General features: G+C 69.5%; 16 protein-coding genes. 8 read left to right on the plus strand and 8 right to left on the minus strand.

What is annotated here, in order from left to right:
• Positions 1 to 98: 98 nt before the first annotated feature.
• The 4 genes from ACXJY8_RS17190 to ACXJY8_RS17205 are packed head-to-tail and all read right to left on the minus strand — an operon-like array spanning position 99 to position 9,508.
• Positions 99 to 1,568 (minus strand): efflux transporter outer membrane subunit, encoded by a 1,470-nt coding sequence (locus ACXJY8_RS17190; protein ID WP_463771115.1) that lies wholly within the window; start codon positions 1,566 to 1,568, stop codon positions 99 to 101.
• A gap of 23 nt (positions 1,569 to 1,591) precedes the next feature.
• On the minus strand, positions 1,592 to 4,897 hold the full coding sequence (locus ACXJY8_RS17195) for an efflux RND transporter permease subunit (protein ID WP_463771118.1): 3,306 nt from the start codon (positions 4,895 to 4,897) through the stop codon (positions 1,592 to 1,594).
• Entirely contained in the window at positions 4,894 to 8,019 is a 3,126-nt protein-coding gene (locus ACXJY8_RS17200) for an MdtB/MuxB family multidrug efflux RND transporter permease subunit (RefSeq protein WP_463771120.1), read from the minus strand. Before ACXJY8_RS17200 ends, ACXJY8_RS17195 begins: the two co-directional genes overlap by 4 nt.
• Positions 8,020 to 8,023: 4 nt before the next feature.
• Complete coding sequence (locus tag ACXJY8_RS17205) at positions 8,024 to 9,508, minus strand: MdtA/MuxA family multidrug efflux RND transporter periplasmic adaptor subunit (protein ID WP_463771124.1); 1,485 nt, start codon at positions 9,506 to 9,508, stop codon at positions 8,024 to 8,026.
• 749 nt (positions 9,509 to 10,257) lie between these two features.
• Here ACXJY8_RS17205 and ACXJY8_RS17210 point away from each other — a divergent pair.
• From ACXJY8_RS17210 to ACXJY8_RS17220, 3 genes are all read left to right on the plus strand, one after another.
• On the plus strand, positions 10,258 to 11,412 hold the full coding sequence (locus tag ACXJY8_RS17210; protein ID WP_463771128.1) for an aminotransferase: 1,155 nt from the start codon (positions 10,258 to 10,260) through the stop codon (positions 11,410 to 11,412).
• Positions 11,413 to 11,523: 111 nt separating this feature from the next.
• Positions 11,524 to 11,964: a DUF4112 domain-containing protein gene (locus tag ACXJY8_RS17215; RefSeq protein WP_463771133.1), complete on the plus strand. Its 441-nt coding sequence runs from the start codon at positions 11,524 to 11,526 to the stop codon at positions 11,962 to 11,964.
• 25 nt (positions 11,965 to 11,989) lie between these two features.
• A complete protein-coding gene (locus tag ACXJY8_RS17220; RefSeq protein ID WP_463771137.1) occupies positions 11,990 to 13,123 on the plus strand; it encodes an ABC transporter permease in 1,134 nt (377 codons plus the stop codon).
• Positions 13,124 to 13,176: 53 nt separating this feature from the next.
• Here the strand turns inward: ACXJY8_RS17220 and ACXJY8_RS17225 are convergent, their stop codons facing one another.
• Together ACXJY8_RS17225 and ACXJY8_RS17230 are read right to left on the minus strand one after the other, a co-directional pair.
• Positions 13,177 to 13,515: a hypothetical protein gene (locus ACXJY8_RS17225; protein ID WP_463771141.1), complete on the minus strand. Its 339-nt coding sequence runs from the start codon at positions 13,513 to 13,515 to the stop codon at positions 13,177 to 13,179.
• A 92-nt stretch (positions 13,516 to 13,607) separates the two neighbouring features.
• Complete coding sequence (locus tag ACXJY8_RS17230; RefSeq protein ID WP_463771145.1) at positions 13,608 to 14,267, minus strand: transglutaminase-like cysteine peptidase; 660 nt, start codon at positions 14,265 to 14,267, stop codon at positions 13,608 to 13,610.
• 395 nt (positions 14,268 to 14,662) lie between these two features.
• On the opposite strand from ACXJY8_RS17230, the gene ACXJY8_RS17235 reads away from it, so the two are divergent.
• On the plus strand, positions 14,663 to 15,049 hold the full coding sequence (locus ACXJY8_RS17235; protein ID WP_463771147.1) for a phospholipase A2 family protein: 387 nt from the start codon (positions 14,663 to 14,665) through the stop codon (positions 15,047 to 15,049).
• A 51-nt stretch (positions 15,050 to 15,100) separates the two neighbouring features.
• Here the strand turns inward: ACXJY8_RS17235 and ACXJY8_RS17240 are convergent, their stop codons facing one another.
• Entirely contained in the window at positions 15,101 to 15,499 is a 399-nt protein-coding gene (locus tag ACXJY8_RS17240) for a DUF3775 domain-containing protein (RefSeq protein ID WP_463771149.1), read from the minus strand.
• 102 nt (positions 15,500 to 15,601) lie between these two features.
• Between ACXJY8_RS17240 and ACXJY8_RS17245 the strand changes: the two genes are divergently transcribed.
• Genes ACXJY8_RS17245 through ACXJY8_RS17255 form a run of 3 tightly spaced genes read left to right on the plus strand, consistent with a single transcriptional unit; the run spans position 15,602 to position 17,650 of the window.
• A complete protein-coding gene (locus tag ACXJY8_RS17245) occupies positions 15,602 to 16,396 on the plus strand; it encodes a DUF429 domain-containing protein (RefSeq protein ID WP_463771152.1) in 795 nt (264 codons plus the stop codon).
• Between the two features lie 7 nt (positions 16,397 to 16,403).
• On the plus strand, positions 16,404 to 16,919 hold the full coding sequence (locus tag ACXJY8_RS17250) for an NUDIX hydrolase (protein WP_463771156.1): 516 nt from the start codon (positions 16,404 to 16,406) through the stop codon (positions 16,917 to 16,919).
• A 59-nt stretch (positions 16,920 to 16,978) separates the two neighbouring features.
• Positions 16,979 to 17,650 (plus strand): carbonic anhydrase, encoded by a 672-nt coding sequence (locus tag ACXJY8_RS17255; RefSeq protein WP_463771158.1) that lies wholly within the window; start codon positions 16,979 to 16,981, stop codon positions 17,648 to 17,650.
• Positions 17,651 to 17,749: 99 nt separating this feature from the next.
• Here the strand turns inward: ACXJY8_RS17255 and ACXJY8_RS17260 are convergent, their stop codons facing one another.
• Positions 17,750 to 18,460: a DUF4142 domain-containing protein gene (locus ACXJY8_RS17260; RefSeq protein WP_463771161.1), complete on the minus strand. Its 711-nt coding sequence runs from the start codon at positions 18,458 to 18,460 to the stop codon at positions 17,750 to 17,752.
• Positions 18,461 to 18,788: 328 nt separating this feature from the next.
• On the opposite strand from ACXJY8_RS17260, the gene ACXJY8_RS17265 reads away from it, so the two are divergent.
• Complete coding sequence (locus tag ACXJY8_RS17265) at positions 18,789 to 19,646, plus strand: universal stress protein (protein WP_463771164.1); 858 nt, start codon at positions 18,789 to 18,791, stop codon at positions 19,644 to 19,646.
• The last annotated feature ends 79 nt before the right edge of the window (positions 19,647 to 19,725 follow it).

Raw genomic sequence — 19,725 nt, forward strand, 5'->3', positions numbered from 1 at the left:
GGCAAAATCCGCTCGTCAACCTGCGGCGTCCGGCGACGTTCCGGCCAAGGTCGTGCTGGAGCGCACGGGCCGACCCGATTGGTACGTGGGGCGAGCTTCTATTCGTCCGTGCGGACGGCCTGACCGGAATCCACCGGCAGGCGGGCTTCCTTCAACTCGTCCCCGCTCGGCAGGCTGCGCACGTCCCAGCCGCCTCCGAGGGCCCGGATCAGCGAGACCGCGGTGGTGAAGCGGTTGAGGCGGATCTGCAGTGCGGTGACCTCGTTGTTGAGGGCGAGGGCCTGCGCCGTGACCACGGTGGTGAAGTTCTGCGTTCCGGCCCGGTACTCGTTCAGGGTGATCTCCACGGCGCGGCGGGCCGAGGCGACCGCCTCGTCCTGAGCCACCTGCTGGCGGGCGAGAATGCGCACGCCGGCAAGCCCGTTCTCCACCTCCGAGAAGGCCGTGAGCACGGTCTGGCGGTAGTTCGCCACGCTGGCGTCGTAGGCCGCCCGGGTGATGCGCAGGGCCGCCGCGCGGGCGCCCCCGTCGTAGAACACCTCCGTGCCGGCGGCCGCCACCGACCAGACCTGGTTGACGGCGGAGAACAGACCGTTGGCCGGGCTGCCCGAAATGCCGCCGGAGGCCGAGAGGGTCACGGTGGGGTAGAACGCCGCCACGGCGACGCCGATCTGCTCGCTCTGGGCCTGGACGTTGCGCTCGGCCTGCGCGACGTCGGGGCGCCGCTCGAGGAGGGCGGAGGGAATGCCGACCGGGACCGCGGGCGGCCGGGCGGCGAGGGGCGCCACCGGCAGGCTCAACTCGGAAGGTGGCCGGCCGACCAGGAGCGCGATGGCGTGCTCGAAGGTGGCGCGCTGGAGGCCGACGGCGATGGCCTGGGCCTGGGTGGTCTGGAGCTGGGTCTGGGCCGTGATCACGTCCGAGCGCGCGGCGACACCGGCATTGTACTGGTTCTCGGTGATTGCGAGGCTCTTCTTGTAGCCCTCGATGTTCTCGTTGAGCACGCGCTGGAGCGAATCTTGGTAGCGCAGCGTCAGGTAGTTGTTCGCCACCTCGGACTGGATGGTCAGACGCACCAGGGCGAGTTCCGCGGCGCTGGCCTGGGCGGTGGCGACCTCGCTTTCGATGTTGCGGCGGATGCGTCCGAAGAGGTCGAGCTCCCAGCTCGCCTGGCCCTGCAGGGAGACGTTCGTCCGCTCGATTCCGATGGAGCGCGACCGCGAGATGCTGGGGGCGCCCGTGACGGTGGGGAACAGGGCGGCGCGGGCCTGGGCAACGAAGCCGCGCGCCTGCTCGTAGGCGGCCACCTGGGCCCGCAGAGTCTGGTTGTCCACGTCGACGAGGCGGACCAGCCGGTCGAGGGTGGGATCGCGGAACACCCGCCACCAATCGCCGCGTTCGGCGCCGTCATTGGGCGCGGCCGGGCGCCAGCCCTTGCGGCTCGCCACGGAGGCCGCGCTGTCCTCGCGCGTCCCCCCCTGCTTGAACGCCAGGGGCGTCTCCACCGAGGGGCGCGCGTAATCCGGCCCGACCATGCAGCCCGAGACGAGCCCGGGCAGGCCCAGCATCGCGAAAAGTCCGGGGTGCAGCCTCATTCGGCGGGGCTCAGGGCGGCGCCGGCCGCCGGCGCGCGGCGGCGCAGCCGGTCGAGGTACAGATAGACGACGGGGGTGGTGTAGAGGGTCAGGATCTGGCTCACGATGAGGCCGCCGACGATGGCGATGCCGAGGGGCCGGCGCAACTCGGAGCCCTCCCCGCCGGCGAGGATGAGGGGCAGGGCGCCCAGCATCGCGGCGAGCGTTGTCATCATGATCGGGCGGAAGCGCAAGAGGCAGGCCTCGAAGATCGCCTCCTGCGGGGACGCGCCCCGCGTGCGCTCGGCATCGAGGGCGAAGTCGATCATCATGATCGCGTTCTTCTTCACGATGCCGATGAGGAGGAAGACCGCGATTAGCGCGATGACGGTGAACTCGGTGCCCGAGACGAGGAGCGCCAGCAGGGCGCCGATGCCGGCCGAGGGCAGGGTCGACAGGATCGTGACGGGGTGGACGAAGCTTTCGTAGAGAATACCGAGGATCGTGTAGACGGCCAGCAACGCCGCCAGGATCAGCAGCGGCTGGCGCGAGGACGATTCCTGGAAGCTCTTGGCGGAGCCGGCGAATTCGCCGTGGATGGTGGCGGGCAGGCGCTGGTCGGTGATCGCCGCGTCGATGGCGGCGGTGGCGTCCGACAGACTCTTGCCCGGCACGAGGTTGAACGAGATCGTGGTGGCGACGAACAGGCCCTGGTGGCTCACCTGGACCGGCGCGTTGCCGGTCTCGAGGCGGGCGAAGGCCGAGAGTGGGATCATCGTCTCCTTCGCGCTCGATACCGGCGCGCTGGAGGAGGCGCCTCCCTTGCCGCCCGCGATGGCGTTGGCGGCGGCGTTGCGGGCCGAATCGGTGGCGATGGAGGCGGCGCTGGCATCGGCCGTCGCCGCCGCACCCACGGCGCCGGTGGTCGCCGTCGCGGCCGGCGCGCCCGCCACCGTGCCCGCCACCGCGTTGGTGGTGGCCGAGCCCCGCGCCTTGCCGCCCGAGGTCGAGACGTAGAGCATCTTCAGGGTGTCGGGGCTCTGGAGGTAGCGCGGGGCGATCTCCATCACGACGTGGTACTGGTTCAGCGGGTTGTAGATCGTCGAGACCTGGCGCTGGCCGAAGGCGTCGTAGAGCGTGTTGTCGATCTTGTCCGGGGTCAGGCCGTAGCGGAACGCACTGGCCCGGTCGATGACGAGGCGGCTCTCGAGGCCGCCCTCCTGCTGGTCCGAGGTCACGTCGGCGAAGATCGGGTTCTTTTGCAGGGCCTGAACCAGCTTCGGCGCGGCCTGATACAGTTCCTCCGCGGTGTCGCCCTGCAGGGTGTACTGATACTGCGCGAAGCTCTGGCGCCCGCCCATGCGCAGGTCCTGGCGCGGGAACAGGTAGAGCCGGGCGCCGGCGACGCGGGACAGTTTCGGGCGCAGGCGCGCCATCACGGCGGTGATCGAATCGCGCTCGCCCCGGGGTTTCAGGCCGACGAAGACGTTGGCCGAGTTGGTGCCGCGGCCGCCGGTGAATCCGACCACGCTGTCGACGGCCGGATCGGCCTGCACGATGGCGGTGGCCTGTTCCAGCTTCTGCTTCATCGACTGGAACGAGATGCGCTGGTCGGCCTGGATGCCGCCCATCATCTGCCCCGTATCCTGCTCGGGGAAGAAGCCTTTCGGGACGATGACGTAGAGGTAGACGTTGAGCCCCACGGTCGCCAGCAGCGAGAGGGCCACGAGCCGCCGGTGCCGCATGGCGACCCGCAGGGTCCGCTCGTAGCCCGCCAGCATGCGATCGAACCCGGTCTCCAGGGCGCGCACGAACCCGTTGGGGCGGGCGGCGCCGTGCGCCGCCTCGGGCCGCAGGAAGAGCGCGCACATCATCGGCGTGGTGGTGAGCGACAGCACCAGGGAGATGAGGATCGCCAGCGACAGGGTGACGGCGAATTCCTGGAACAGGCGCCCAACGATGCCCCCCATCAGCAGGATCGGCAGGAACACCGCCACCAGGGACAGGCTCATGGAGATGACGGTGAAGCCGACCTCGCGGGAGCCGAGGAGCGCCGCCTCGACCCGGGGCCTGCCCTTCTCGATGTAGCGCTGGATGTTCTCCAGCACCACGATGGCGTCGTCGACGACGAAGCCCGTGGCGATGATCAGCGCCATCAGCGAGAGGATGTTGAGGCTGTAGTCGAGCAGGTACATCGCCGAGAAGGTGCCGACGATGGAGATCGGCACGGCCACCGCCGGGATGAGGGTGGCGCGGCCCGAGCGCAGGAACAGGAAGACCACGAAGATGACGAGGACGACCGCGATGAGGAGCGTCTCCTCAGTCTCGGCCAGCGAGGCGCGGATGGTGGCGCTGCGATCGCCCGTGACGGTGAGGTCGATGTCGCCGGGAAGCGCCGCCTTGACCTGCGGGATCGCGGCCTTCAGCCCCTTGATCGTCTCGACGACGTTCGAGCCCGGCTGCTTGTAGATGAACAGGATCACGCCCGGCTTGCCGTTGACGAGGCCGAGGTTGCGCCGGTCCTCCACCGAATCCTCGATGGTGCCGACATCCGTGAGGCGCACGGCGGCGCCGTTCCGGTAGGCGACGACGAGGTCGCGATAGTCGGCGGCCACCCGGCCCTGGTCGTTGGCGTAGAGCTGGTAGTGGCGCGTCTCGGTCTCAATGGCGCCCTTCGGCGAATTGGCGTTGGCCGAGGCCAGGGCCGCGCGGATGCCCTCCAGGCCGATGCCGTAATTGAACAGGGCGGTCGGATCGAGGGCCACCCGGACCGCCGGCAGGGACGAGCCGCCGATATCGACGTTCCCGACCCCGGGGAGCTGGGACATCTTCTGCTGCACCACCGTGGCGGCGGAATCGTAGAGCTGGCCCGGCGTCAGGGTGTTCGAGGTGAGGCCGAGGATCAGGATCGGCGCGTCGGCCGGGTTGAACTTCCGGTAGGTCGGGTTCGAGCGCAAAGCCGTCGGCAGGTCGGCCCGCGCGGCATTGATCGCCGCCTGGACGTCGCGGGCCGCGCCGTCGATGTCGCGGTTGAGGCCGAACATCAGCACGAGGCGGACCGAGCCGAGCGAACTCGTCGAGGTCATCTCGGTGACGTCGGCGATAGCGCCGAGGCGCCGCTCCAGGGGCGCCGCCACGGTGGTCGCCATGGTCTCCGGCGAGGCGCCGGCCATCTGGGCCTGGACCAGGATGACGGGAAAATCCACCTGCGGCAGCGGGGCCACCGGCAGCTTCATGAAGGCGAAGATGCCGGCGAGCAGTACGCCGATGGTCAGCAGTGTGGTGGCGACGGGCCGCCGGATGAACGGCTCGGAGACGTTCACGGCAGCGCCTCGACGCTGCCGGCGCCACCTTCGCGGCGTCCGGAGAGGCGACGCTCCAGGCGGTCGAAGGCGAGGTAGATCACCGGGGTGGTGAACAGGGTCAGCACCTGGCTGACGATGAGGCCGCCCGCGATGACGATGCCGAGCGGCTGGCGCAGCTCGGAGCCGACGCCGGTGCCGACGATGAGCGGCACCGCGGCGAACAGGGCCGCCAGCGTCGTCATCAGGATCGGCCGGAAGCGCAGGATGCAGGCCTCGTATATCGCGTCGCGGGGGCTCATCCCCTCCTCGCGCTCGGCCTGGAGCGCGAAGTCGATCATCATGATCGCGTTCTTCTTCACGATGCCGATGAGGAGCACGATGCCGATGATCGCGATGATGTCCAGCGAGAGCCCGAACAGCATCAGGCCGATCAGCGCCCCGATGCCGGCCGAGGGCAGGGTCGACAGGATGGTGATCGGGTGGATGAAGCTTTCGTAGAGCACGCCGAGGACGATGTAGACGGTGACGATGGCGGCCAGCACCAGGAAGAGCTGGTTCGAGAGCGCCGACTGGAAGGCGAAGACCGAACCCTGGGGCACGACGCGGAAGCTCGGCGGCAGGTCGATCGACTGGCGCGCCGCCTCCACCGCCGAGACGGCGTCGCCCAGCGCCGCGCCGGGCGCGAGGTTGAACGACACGGTGGTGGCCGGGAACTGGCCGAGATGACTGATCAGCAGCGGCGCCCGCCGCTCGCTGACCTGGGCCACAGCCGAGAGCGGGACCTGCCCCGAGGCGACCGTCGAGGACGGCAGGTAGATGTGATCGAGGCTCTCGATGGTCTTGTGCAGGTCGGGATCGGCCTCGAGGATGACCCGGTACTGGTTCGACTGGGTGAAGATCGTCGAGATGATGCGCTGGCCGAAGGCGTCGTAGAGGGCGTTGTCGACGGTGGCCGGCGTGATGCCGTAGCGCCCGGCGGTGGGCCGGTCGATGGTGATGTAGGCGGCGAGTCCGCTTGCCTGCAGGTCGCTCGCCACGTCCATGAGGAGCGGCGAGGCCTGCAGGGCCCGCACGAAGCGCGGCACCCAGGTCTCGAACTCCGTCAGGTTCGGGTTCTCCAAGATGACCTGATACTGGGTCGCCCCCACCGCCGTATCGATGGTGAGGTCCTGCACCGATTGCAGGTAGAGGCGGATGCCCGCCACATCGGTGGTGGCCGCCTTCAGCCGCTCGATGATCTCGGGCGCGCGCGCCGTGCGCTGCTCCTGCGGCTTCAGGTTGATGAGGAAGCGGCCGGAATTCAGGGTGACGTTCTGGCCGTCGACCCCGATGAAGGAGGACAGGCTCTGCACGTCCGGGTCCTTCAGCACGATGGCGGCGAGCTTCTGCTGGCGCTCCGCCATGGCGGCGTAGGACACGGTCTGGTCGGCCTGGGTCACGCCCTGGATGACGCCGGTGTCCTGCACCGGAAAGAACCCCTTCGGAATCACCACGAACAGGTAGGCGGTGAGCGCGATCGTGCCGAGGGTCACGACGAGGGTCAGCGTCTGGTGGCGCAGCACCACCCGCAGCATGCGGCCGTAGCCCGCGATGATGCCGTCCATGCCGCGGCGTGCGGTGCGGGCGATGAAGCCCTCGCGGCGTTCGGCCTTCCCGGGCACGTGGGCCTTGAGCAGACGGGCGCACAGCATCGGCACGAGGGTGAGCGAGACTACCGCCGAGATGATGATGGTGGCCGCCAGCGTGATCGCGAATTCGTGGAACAGGCGCCCGACCACGTCGCCCATGAACAGGAGCGGGATCAGCACCGCGATCAGCGAGACCGTGAGCGAGATGATGGTGAAGCCGATCTCGCGGCTGCCCTTCAGCGCGGCTTCCAGGGGCGAGTCGCCCTCCTCCACGTGGCGGGCGATGTTCTCGATCACCACGATGGCGTCGTCGACCACGAAGCCCGTCGCGATGGTCAGCGCCATCAGGGAGAGGTTGTCGAGGGAGAAGCCGTAGAGGTCCATGATCGCCAGGGAGCCGATGAGCGACAGGGGCACCGACAGGCTCGGGATCAGGGTCGCGGAGACGCTGCGCAGGAACAGGAAGATCACCAGCACCACGAGGCCGATGGCCAGCGCCAGTTCCACCTGCACGTCGTGCACCGAGGCGCGGATGGTGGTTGTGCGGTCGGTGAGCACGGTGACGCCGATGGCGGCCGGCAGGGTCGCCTGGAGCTGGGGCAGCAGCGCCTTGATCTTGTCGACGGTGGCGATAACGTTGGCGCCGGGCTGGCGCTGGATGTTCAGGATGACGGCGGGCGTCTCGTCCATCCAGGCGCCGAGCTTGGTGTTTTCGGGCCCGTTGACCACGTCGGCCACGTCCGAGAGCCGGACCGGCGCGCCGTTCTTGTAGGCGATGATCGCGTCGTCATAGGCCTTCGGGTCGCGGATCTGATCGTTGGCGTTGATGGAATAGGACTGGGTCGGCCCGTCGATGGTGCCCTTGGGCGTATTGACGTTGAGATTGGTGACCGTGGTGCGCAGGTCGTCGATGTTGAGGCCGTAGGCCGCGAGCGCCCGGGCGTTGAAGCGGATGCGCACGGCGGGGCGCTGGCCGCCGCCGGTACTGACGAGGCCGACGCCGGCCACCTGGGAGATCTTCTGCGCCAGCCGCGTCTCGGCGAGGTCGCGCACCTCGGTCAGCGGCAGGGTCTTCGAGGTCAGGGCCAGCGTCAGGATCGGCGCATCGGCCGGGTTGACCTTCGCGTAGATCGGCGGTGCCGGCAGGTCGGAGGGCAGCAGGTTGCCGGCCGCGTTGATCGCCGCCTGGACCTGCTGCTCGGCGATGTCGAGGGCGAGATCCAGGCTGAACTGCAGGGTGATGACGGAGGCTCCCGCCGAACTCTGCGAGGTCATCTGGTTGAGGTTGGCGAGTTGCCCGAACTGCCGCTCGAGGGGGGCCGTCACTGCCGAGGTCATCACCTCGGGGCTGGCGCCCGGATAGAAGGTCTGGATCTGGATCGTCGGGTAATCCACCGACGGCAGGGCCGAGACCGGCAGGTTCAGGTACGACACCATGCCGACCAGGAGAACCGCCAGCATGAACAGCGTGGTGGCGACCGGCCGCAGGATGAAGAGGCGGGACGGGTTCATCGGGTCATTGCGCCTCGGCCGGGCGCTGCCGGCGCCGCTCGCGCTTCTGGCCCTCGGGAGCGACCGCGTCGGCCTTGGCGGCGTCGGGCTTGGCCCCCTCGGTCACAGGAGCGGCGGCCGGAGTGCTCGGAGCATCCGCGGGTGCGCCTGGACCACCGGGCGGCTTGTCCTGGGCGTCGGCCGCATGGTCCCGGTGCGGGGCGTTCCGGGGCTTGCCGCCCTCCTCGGTGACGCGCACCGGCGCGCCGTCGCGCAGGCGGTCGGTGCCGTCCACGACCACGCGGTCGCCGTTGCTCAGCCCCTCGGTGACCACCGTCCGCGGGCCGTCCGCCTCGCCGAGCTTGACCGGCCGGACCACCACCTTGTCGTCGCCCTGCATCAGGTAGACGTAGGTCCCCGGCGTGCCCCGCAGGATCGCCGCCGTGGGGACGATGGGCGCGTCGCGCACGGTGTCGACGGTCAGCTTGGCGTTGACGAACTGGTTCGGGAACAGGGCGTCGTCCTGGTTCTCGAAGATCGCCCGCAGCTTCACGGTGCCGGTGGTGGTGTCGATCTGGTTGTCCACGGTGTCGAGGACGCCCGTGGCGATGACGTTGGTATCGCCCCGGTCGTAGGCCGTCACCGCGAGCTTGGCGCCCGCGCGCACGCGCCGCATCACCCGCGCGACGTCGTCCTCCGGCAAGGTGAAGACCACCGAGATCGGATGCAGCTGCGTGACCACCACGATGCTGGTGGAGGCGGCGGTGATGTAGTTGCCCTGGTCGATCTGGCGCAGGCCGACGCGGCCCTCCACCGGCGAGACGATGCGGGTGTAGGTGATGTTGAGCTTCTGCTGGTCGACGAGGGCTTGGTCGGCCGCCACCGTACCCTCGTTCTGCTTCACGAGGGCGCCCTGGGTGTCGACGTTCTGCTTCGAGATCGAATCCTGCTGGGAGAGCCGCTGGAAGCGGGCGAGGTCGAGCTTCGAGTTCTGCAGCAGCGCTTGGTCGCGCATGAGCTGGCCCTGATACTGGGCGAGCTGGGCCTCGTAGGGCCGGGAATCGATCTGGGCGAGGAAATCGCCCTTCTTCACGGTCTGGCCCTCGCGGAACCCGATCTCGGTGAGGTAGCCGCTGATCTGCGAGCGCACCGTCACGGTGGCGAGGGGCGTCACGGTTCCGAGGCCGGCGAGTACGATCGGTACGTCGCCCGGTGCCACCGTGGCGATGCCGACCGCCTGGGGCGGCTCGCCATGGCCGCCGCGTCCGCCCGCGCCCTTGCCGCGTCCGGGGGTGGCCGCGACCTGGGTCTCCGATTTCGGCGCGAGATAGTAACGGTATCCGGCATAGCCGGCACCCGCGAGGATCAGGAGCAGGACGAACCAGAACCGGGCCCGGCTGCGGCGGCGGACGGGCGGCGCGCTCCGGGTCTCGCGCGGCAATGCCTCGCCCGGGAGCGCTCCGGGATATTCACGCGCTGTCTCGGTGCGGATGGGCGAGGTTTCGTTCATGGCCTGACGATCATGGCGTGTTGCGGTCGGCGATGCGAGGCGACGAACCGCAAAGCCTTCCCGTGACCAACAGTCCCGGACGCGCCGCAATCCCGGGCCGCGCGCCGGGTTTGCGCCGAATCGGACCGGCGCGGGCTGCCAACCGAAGGGAGATAAGCTCCCCGGGCCCGTCGGGACAGGATCGAACGACGTCGCACCCCATCCGCCTCGCCGTCGGCGCCTCGCCGACGCCCGATCACCCTGGATCGAGCGGCTCGGGATCGGGTCGCAGCCCTGGCCGGTCCCAGGTCTCGAAGGCAGTCGCGGCACGGCATGGGAGACGTCCTAGGGAACCAATGCGACTCCAGTGGGGCCTTCGCGTTTCCGGCGTATTGCTGCAATGCCGAATGCCGGATGCCGTTGTTCAGAACACGTATTCCGCCCAATTCGTCCGAGGCGGCGAAACGAAAAAGGCCGTCGCTGGGGGGAGCGACGACCTTTTCTCGAGACGGACCGGAGCGGCGACGACACGTGTACGGAACGAGGGGGCGAAGTCCCGCGCTGGCAATCACCGCTCCAGCCGTGAGCAGAGAGTTACGTGATGGATGATGAAAGTCAACAATCGTCAGGCGACGGCGAGCAGAGGTATCGAAGCCGCGTGCGAGGACGCACATTTCACCGGGACGAAGCGGCGTGCTACGCCACGGCAAGCCATTCTTCCGGTCCCGCGAACGTTTCCGCGAAATTCCGTTCCTTATGAATCCTGCTCCATGAATCCCGTTCTCGCCGATCTGCCGACGACCATCTTCACGGTAATGTCGGGCCTCGCCCGCGAACTCGGCGCGATCAACCTCGGCCAGGGCTTTCCGGACGATCCGGGTCCGGAGGATGTCCGGCGCAAGGCCGCCGAGGCCGTGCTTCACGGCGACAACCAGTACCCGCCGATGATGGGCCTGCCCGACCTGCGCCGGGCGATTGCGGCGCATTACGCGCATCATCAGGGGCTGGACCTCGACCCGATGAGCGAGGTGATGGTGACCTCGGGTGCCACCGAGGCCATCGCCGCCGCCTTGTTCGCCCTGATCGCGCCGGGCGACGAAGTCGTGCTGTTCGCACCCCTCTACGATGCCTACCTGCCGCTGGTGCGCCGGGCCGGCGGCGTCGCCCGCATCGTGCCGCTCCAGCCACCGCATTTCCGCCTCGACGCGGACGCCCTCGCGGAAGCCTTCTCGGACCGGACGAAGCTCGTCGTCCTCAACAATCCGCTCAATCCGAGCGCCACGATCTTCGGGCGCGAGGACCTGGCGCTGCTGGCCTCGTTCTGCACGCGGCACGACGTGGTGGCGGTCTGCGACGAGGTCTGGGAGCACATCGTCTTCGACGGCGCGCGGCACTGCCCGCTGATGGCGCTGCCCGGCATGCGTGACCGGACCGTGAAGATCGGCTCGGCCGGCAAGATCTTCGGTCTCACCGGCTGGAAGGTCGGCTTTGTGATGGCGGCGCCGGCCCTGATGCGCGTGGCAGCCAATGCCCACCAGTTCCTCACCTTCACGACGCCCCCCGCCCTCCAGGAGGCGGTGGCCTACGGTCTGGCCAAGGACGAGACTTACTTCACCGGCATGCGCGCGCGCTTCGCGGCCTCCCGCGACCGCCTCGCGACGGGCCTCGCGGAACGCGGCTTCCGAGTGCTGCCCTCCTACGGCACCTACTTCCTCAACGTCGATCTCGCGCCGCTCGGCTGCGACGACGATGTCGCGTTCTGCGACGATCTGGTGCGCCGGCACGGCGTGGCCGCGATCCCGATCAGCGCGTTCTATCCCGACGCCTCCGTACGCCACCTGGTGCGGCTGTGCTTCGCCAAGGCGGACGACGTCCTCGACCGAGCCCTCGACCGGCTCTCCACCGTCGCGCGGCAGGCGGCCTGATGGGCGGGTCCGTACGGGCGGCGCTTGCGGGCGCGGGGGGCCGGGGCCACATCCCGGCGGAGGCCCACGCCGCGCCGATCCCACAGGCTGGACTTGCCCCGGAGCCCGACCATGGACTTCACCCAGACCGCCGGTGCCACCACCCGCTTCCGGCCCAAGGCGGACGACCGCGAGGCGACGCTGCTGCGCCTGGAGGCGTTCGCGCACCTGATGGACTCGGCCTTCGTGATCCCCGGCATCAACCGCCGGGTGGGTCTCGACGCCCTGGTCGGCCTCGTCCCGGTGGTGGGCGACGTCGCCGGCATGCTGCTGGCCTCCTACATCGTGGTGGAGGCGCGCCGGCTCGGGGCGCCGCGCTGGCTCATCGCCCGGATGGCGCTGAACATCGCGGCCGATGGGGCGCTCGGTGCCGTCCCCCTGGCGGGCGACCTGTTCGATGCGGCGTTCAAGGCCAACCGCCGCAACGTGCGCCTGCTGCGGCGCCATCTCGAGCGCCGCGGCGGCCTGCGCCCGAACGAGATCGAGGGCACGGCGACGCGCATCGACGGCTGACATCGGCCGGACCAGGGAGCGCCCGATGAACGAGATCGTGCGTCCCGACGCCGCCGAGGCGGTCGCCCTGCCCCCGCCGAGTCGCGGCCTGTCACCGCTCAACCGGCGGCGACTCGCCAATTTCCGGCGCAACCGGCTCGGCTACTGGTCGTTCCTGATCTTCACGGGCCTGTTCGTAACGAGCCTGTTCGCCGAGTTCATCGCCAACGACCGGCCCCTGGTGGTCTCCTACAAGGGCGAGATCCTGTTTCCGGTGATCATCGACTACCCGGACGAGAAGTTCGGCGGCTTCTACGCCCGGCCGAACTACCGCTCGGCGGAGACGCGCAAGGAGATCGCCGACAACGGCTGGGCGATCTGGCCGCCGATCCCCTATTCCTACGACACCATCATCGATGGCCTGCCGACGCCCTCCCCTTCGCCCCCGACCTGGATGCTGACGGAGGCGCAGTGCCAGAATGTCGGCAAGCCTTGCGCCGAGTTGGAGAGGCACTGGCTCGGGACCGACAACACCACCCGCGACGTGCTGGCGCGCATCATCTACGGCTTCCGCATCTCGGTGCTGTTCGGGCTGATCCTCGCCCTGATCTCCTCGGTGATCGGCGTGATCGCGGGGGCCGTGCAAGGCTATTTCGGCGGCTGGGTCGACCTCGCCCTGCAGCGCTTCATCGAGGTCTGGAGCGGCATCCCGACCCTCTACCTCATCATCATCATCTCGGCCTTCATCGAGCCTGGCTTCTTCGTGCTGCTGGGCATCCTGCTGCTGTTCTCGTGGGTCTCCCTCGTCGGGGTCGTGCGAGCGGAGTTCCTGCGGGCCCGCAACTTCGAATATGTGCGCGCCGCCCGGGCACTGGGGCTCTCGAACATCCGCATCATGAGCCGGCACCTCCTGCCCAACGCCATGGTGGCGACGCTCACCTTCCTGCCCTTCATCCTCAACGGGTCGATCGGGACGCTGACCTCCCTGGACTTCCTGGGCTTCGGACTTCCGCCCGGCTCGGCCTCCCTGGGAGAGCTCCTGGCGCAGGGCAAGGACAACATCCAGGCGCCCTGGCTCGGGCTGACCGGGTTCTTCGTGGTGGCGGTGATGCTGAGCCTGCTGGTCTTCGCCGGCGAGGCCGTGCGCGACGCCTTCGACCCGCGGAAATCCTTCGCCTGAGACGCGCCCGCCCCGCGGGGCCGAACGAGGGCATCCCGGACGAACGTGGCCCGTCAGAGCGGCCGCTGACGCCCGCCCTCGAGGAGCCATCCCCTGGCACGTAGGAGCAGGGCCGGACGGACCCGAGCGACGTCGTCGCCATCGACGAGGGGCGAGGTCGAGAGGGCGGTGAGGTAGGCCTGCTCGCTCGGCCGGCAGGTGCGCAGGGCCGCATCGGCCGCGACGACGCGGCTGGACAGGGCGGCCTGGAGCGTGAAGTTGCGGTTGAGGCAGGCGCGCCACGATGCGTGGCGTTCGGCCACGCTCGGAGCCTCCTGCGCCGCGGCGGAGGCGACCGAGAGGAGCAGCAGCGCGGGCACTGCGCCGGTGCGGAGGCGGTTGCGGAGCGTCATGGCGGGTATCCCGGAGCGGGATCACCCTCGCGCCGCCACGCTTAGCCGCGCCTTAAAGGATCGGGTTTTCCACGATCCCGTGCCGGGACGGTTCAGCGGTTGGCGGTGGTGACGGGCGAGGCGGCGCGGCCGAGGGAGACCCAGGCCACGGCATCCTGGCTCTCGCGCTTGATGAAGGTGTAGCCGGTCTGGCGCCAGGGCAGGATCGTGCTGGTCTTGTTGTCGAGGATGAGGTCGCCGCGGTCGGTGATCAGGGTCAGCACGGCATGGCCCTCGCCCTTCTCGTCGATGACGACCGTCATCCGCATCGCCCGGCGCGGCAGGCCGGTCTCGGCCAGGAGCTTGCGCTTGAGGAGCTGGAAGTCCTCGCAATCGCCCGAGCCGTCCTCGGCGAGATCCCAGCGGTCGGCGACGTGGAGGTGGTCCATGTCGGTGACGGCGACGAGGGACTTGTTCACCCGGCGGTTGATGGAGACGATGGTATTCCAGATGGCCGGGGTGAGGGTGATCTGAGCGGGCTCGGCGGTGTTCACCGCGCACTCGGTCGCGTAGGCGGCGCAGAAATCGACCCAGGCGGCGATCGGACGGGTCTGGGCGCCGGCACTGATGGCACTCGGCACGGTGGGCAGGGCGGCCAGGGTCTGCGCCTGTGCGCCCGGCAGGGTGGCGAGACCCGCGACCAGCGCCGCGGCGCCGAGGGCGGCGAGGCGGGACGTCAGAGCCGAGAAACGCTGGGAAAACCCGTACCGCATGACCGCCCTTGGCCCCGTTAAGCTTCTGTTAACGAATGTCCCACGCCCGGCGTTGCACCACAATCGGCGGGTTAAGAAAAGGTTAACGGTGTGGATGACGGGCCCGCCGGCCGTCGTCCCCGCCTCTGGCCGAGGTTTGCCCCCGCCTCCGCCGCAGCGTCGAGCCCGAATACGCAAGGCCAGCATCCGGCCGAACAAAGTTCGACGATAAACAGTCTTTGACCGACGCTTTGTCCTACCGCTTCCTCGATATACCGGTATGACGCCCACGCGATGCGGTCTGGTCTTGTCGTTCCTGTCCGCCCTCAGCGGCAACAGCCCGACGCTTGTCCTCCGCGGGCGGGGCCCCATTTCCCCCGGCGAGGGCGCAATCAGACCGAGAAGACGAGGCTTTGATGATTGACGCAGATCGCATGTTCTCGACCGTCCGGCCCATGGCGGTCCGCCTAGCGCTCGCCGCGACCCTGTCGGCCGCCCTTGTGCCCGGCGCTCGGGCGCAGGAGATGCCCTACGTCAACCCGGAGCGCGGGACGTTCCTGATCCACGGCAATTACTGCGGGCCGGGCAACCGCAGTCCCCGGCCGCCCATCGACGCCCTCGATGTCGCCTGCATGCATCACGACATCTGCTCGCCGCCGCGAGGCCAGATTCCCACCTGCGCCTGCAACGATCGCCTTCATGCGGAAGCGGAGACGGTATCGGAGGATCCGAGCCAGCCCCAGAGCCTGCGGGACACGGCGAGCTTCGTGGCGGACACCGCCCTCGCCCTGCCCTGCCGCTGAGATCACGCTTCGGGGCGAGCCGGAGGCCCGCCCCGGGTTCTTGCCGCCGGATCAGGCCTGAGGCAGGTCCGGCGTGATGCCGAGGTTGGCCAACCCCTCGTCGAGGAGGTCGCCCGCGTTGGGGATGCCCAGGATTTCGTGCGCGGCGCCCTCTCCGGCGGCCTCGCGCTCGCGGGCGAAGCGAACCGCCTCGGACCATTCCTCCGGCTCCATGTCGCCGCGCCCGATATAGAGGAGCGCCAGGAGGTCGGCGCGCTCGTCGTCGTTGAGGGCGCCGATCATCGACCGCAGTTCCTCCTCGGTGGCGTCGTCCGTGCCCGAGATCAGCACGTCGGTGGCCCCGTCATCGATGGGGTTCGAGCCGGAATCGGGGTCGGTCGGCCCTTCCTTCACATCGACGGCGCGCACGCGCAGGATGATTTCGGTGACCTTGTCGACGGCGATGTCCATGAACGCATTCCCGTTTCAGCGGCCGCCGGCTGCGGCGGCCTTGAGCAGCGACAACGGGCCAGGCCCGATCCGGTTCGCGCCGGCCGCGTCCGGCCCGCGTCGATGACCCGCTGGATCGGCGGCCTCGACGGGTGCCGCGGGGCCTGGGCCGGCGTGCTCCTCGACCTCGACGACCCCGCCCGCTTCCGTGCCGTGCGCGTTGCCCGGCCGGTCGACCTTCTCGATGGTCCCGAGGTGCCGATCCGCGTCGGGATCGACTGTCCCATCGGCCTGGAGGCGCACGTCACGGGCGGCGGGCGAAGCGCGGACCGGGCGGCGCGCGCCTTCCTGGGCGCCGGACGAGCCAGCGTGTTTCCGGTGCCGGCCCGCGCGGCGGTCTATGCGGCGACCTACGAGGAGGCGAAGGCGCTGTCGCGCGCGCACAGCACACCGTCCTTCGCCCCCTCGATCCAGTGCTGGAATATCCTGCCTGCGATCCGGGCGGTCGACGCCACGCTGCGCGCACGCCCGGATCTCGTCGCGCGCCTCCACGAGGTCCATCCCGAGATCGTCTTCCGCTGCCTCAACGGCGGGCACCCGCTGGCGGCGGGCAAGAAGGGCCCGGCGCGCCAGGCGGGCCTCGCCGAGCGCCGCGCGCTGCTGGCGGGCGCCGGCCTGCCCGAGGGCCTGATCGCGGCGCGCCCCCCGGGCGTGGGCGCAGACGACCATCTCGATGCGCTGGCCGCCCTCGTGGTCGCCCGCGATCTCGCCGACGGCCGTGCCCGCCCCCTGCCCGATCCGCCCGGATCGGATGACCAGGGTCTTCCCATCGTGATCTGGATGCCGGCCGCTCCGTCGGGTCGCCCCCTGGCCGCAGGCGGATTCCCTGCTAGATCGGAGGTCGAAGCGGAGCCGTGAGAGGGACATGACGCAGGATCTGACCGTTCGCGACATCGCCCGGGCCCTGGTGTTCGATCCCGATCAGCGCCTCCTGCTCATCGCCTACGAGTCGGTGCGCCCGATCGATCCCGCCAAGCCGGAGGCCCGCACCTTCTGGTTCATGCCCGGGGGCGGGCTGGAGGCCGGGGAGACGCATGTGGAAGCCTGCCGCCGCGAACTCTCCGAGGAGATCGGCGTGGCGGATGCCGAGATCGGGCCGCAGGTCGCGGCCTGCGACGGCCCCTTCCACCTGTTCCGCACCTCACGCTACGCTCGCGAGCGCTACTTCGTCGTCCACCTGCCCGACGCGACCGTGGACACGAGCCGCCTCGCCGAGACCGAGGACAATCCGGTCCTTGGCACGCGCTGGTGGACGCTGGCCGAACTCGAGGCCACCTCCGAGCACATCGAGCCGCAAGGGCTGGCCGCGGTCGCCCGCGACATCATTGCCGGGACGATACCCGGCACGCCCATCGTCCTAAACTGGCGAGAGCAGCCCTAGCCATCCGGTGCGCCACGGGGTGGCGCGCCGCCAACGACACCCATGAGGAGAAACCGATTATGTTCCCAGAAACGCTGAAGGCCGGCTACCGCTCGTTCATCGACGGTCGCCTCACCGACGAGGCCAAGCGCTACGCCAAGCTGGCAGAGGGGCAGAGCCCCGAAGTCCTGATGATCAGCTGCTGCGACAGCCGCGTGTCTCCCGAGGTTATCTTCGACACCGGGCCCGGTGAACTCTTCGTGATCCGCAACGTCGCCAACATCGTGCCCCCGCACGAGACGGGCGGCGATTTCCACGGCACCTCCGCGGCGATCGAGTTCGCGGTCGAGGGCCTGGAGGTCAAGCACATCGTGGTGCTGGGTCACGCCACCTGCGGCGGCATCAAGGCCTACGCCAATCCCGCGAAGCCCTTGTCGAAGGGCGACTTCATCGGCAAGTGGGTCTCTCTAGTCGAGCCCGCCGCCAGCAAGGCCGGCGATCCGCAGGCGCCCGACTACCTGACCCGCCTCGAATACGCGATGGTCTCCCAGAGCCTCGAGAACCTGATGACCTTCCCGTTCGTGCGCAAGCGTGTGGAGAGCGGACAGCTGAGCCTCCACGGCGCCCATTTCGGAATCGCGCGCGGCGAGTTGCTCCTGCGCAACCCCGAGACCGGCGCGTTCGAGCCGGCCGTCGATCAGGCCGGCCGCAGCCTGAGCCCCGCCTCGATGATCGGCTGCGCCGACGCCTGAGGCACCCCGGAACGAAGAAGGACGCCGAGCCCGGGGCTCGGCGTCCTTCCCATTTCCGGCATCACGCCAGGCGATGAGCCCGGCGCATGTCGGCGAGCCTCAGCGGGCGCCCGGCAGGCTCTGTGCCATCTGGTAGTGCGACTGCAGGACCGGCAGGGCCTGCTCGGCATGCGCGCGCAGGGCCGGGTTCGGACCCGAAGCGGCGTAGGAGCGGAACATGCCGATGGTCATCTCGTGCGACTGGACCTGCATGCGACCGTAGAGACGATCGAAGCGCGGGCCGGCCGGGGTCTGCGACAGCTCGGCGAGCATCGCCTGCTGCTGCGGGTTCGGCTGGATGATGGTGGTCCCGGCGGTGGTGTCCACGTCGCCGCGCAGGGCTTGGCTGCCCGTGGCCGCGCCGCGCGCCGCGCCGGTTCCGATTCCTTCGACGCCGGCCACGGGGCCGCCGCTCAAGGTCCCACCCACCGCACCAGCGGCCGCGCCCGTGGCAGCGCCGACGGCGCCACCCGCCACCGCGAGCGGAGCCGTGATCAGACCGCCGAGGCCCTCATTGGCACGCACCGCGGCGTAGTTGCCTTCGCCGCCGGCCAGGGCGACGTTGGCGGCGCGGTGATCACGGATCGCCTCGCGGGCGAAGCGCAGCACCTGCGGGTTGCGGCTCTTGTTGAGCGCGATCTGGCTCGACTGAATCTCGAAGGCGTTGGCCTGCATGGCCTCCATGCGGAAGTCTCCGCCCATGCCCTGCGCGAAGGCGGGAGCGGAGAGGGCGGTCATCATGGCGGTGAGAGCGAGAGTCTTCTTGATCATGGGTTCCTCTAAGCCGATGAGACAGCACAGCCTGAATACCCTCAGGCTATTCGCGCCGGGGTTGAGCCTGCCTGTCACGGTTGGGGGGCCAACGACGAAGTTCGGATAGGGTTCCAAAGGTAAACAATCTCCGATCTGAACTTTTTGCGATCGAGCCTGGTCTTGGCAAAGGCCAAGCTTGCTGGAGGTTTAGCCTGAGGGCCATGCATTTCTGCGGCTCGACGCAGGCACGCCGGGAAAACTCTCTCGGACGACGGCCGTCCTGTTTTCCGGGACCGCGTTTCGCACTAGCCTGACGCCATCGTGCCGCTGCGAGGAAGGCTCCCCGATGAAGACCCTGCTCGTTCCCGTCGCGTCCCATGACGCCCTGCCCTCGGTCTTCGAGACCGCGATCCTCACCGCCCGCCGCTTCAGCAGCCTCATCGAGGGTGTCTCCCTGCGTCCGGCCCTGGCCGAGTATGTGCCCGTGGACATGGTCGGGGGCATGACTTGGCTCCGCGACGAGGAGGCCGACAAGGTCGAGGCCGACCGGGCCGGCAGCCAGTTCGTCGACTTCATGAACCGGGCCGGCGTGCCGCTCGCGGCCGAGGGCCCGTGCAATCCCGAGGCCCTCGCCGCCGGTCCGCGCTACCGCTGGCGGGCCGACGTGCCGGCGGGCGATGGCTTCCTGGGCCAGTATGCGCGCCTTTTCACCGCCACGGTGGTGGGAAGGCCCGGCACGGAGGATTCCGCCCCGCGCATGACCACCTTCGAGACCGCCCTGTTCGAGAGCGGGCGGCCGATCCTGCTGGCCCCCCCGATCGCACCGGCGACCCTGGGCGAGGCGATCCTGATCGCCTGGAATGGCTCCACCGAGACGGCCCGGGCCGTGGCCTTCGCGATGCCGTTCCTGCGGCAGGCCAAGCGAATCCGCGTCATCAGTGTCGAGGGCGGGATGGTGCCCGGCCCCACCGCCGAGGAACTGGCCCGCGCCCTGGCCTGCGAAGGCATCAGCGCGGATTTCCGAGCCTATTCGGCCGGCCGGCGGACGCCAGGCGAGGTCTATGTCGCCGAGGCCGAATCCTTCGGCTGCGACCTGCTGATCAAGGGCGCCTACACCCAGAGTCGCCTGCGCCAGATGATCTTCGGCGGTCCCACGAGCCATCTCCTCGCCCATGCGGCGATCCCGATGCTGATGGCGCACTGAAGTCCGGCGCACCGGGCCTCCGGCACCACGACAGATCCGGATCGCGCGCAATTGACTTGCGCGCTGGCAGGATTGGGAG

The sequence above is a fragment of the Methylobacterium sp. TK31 genome (genome assembly GCF_055361545.1).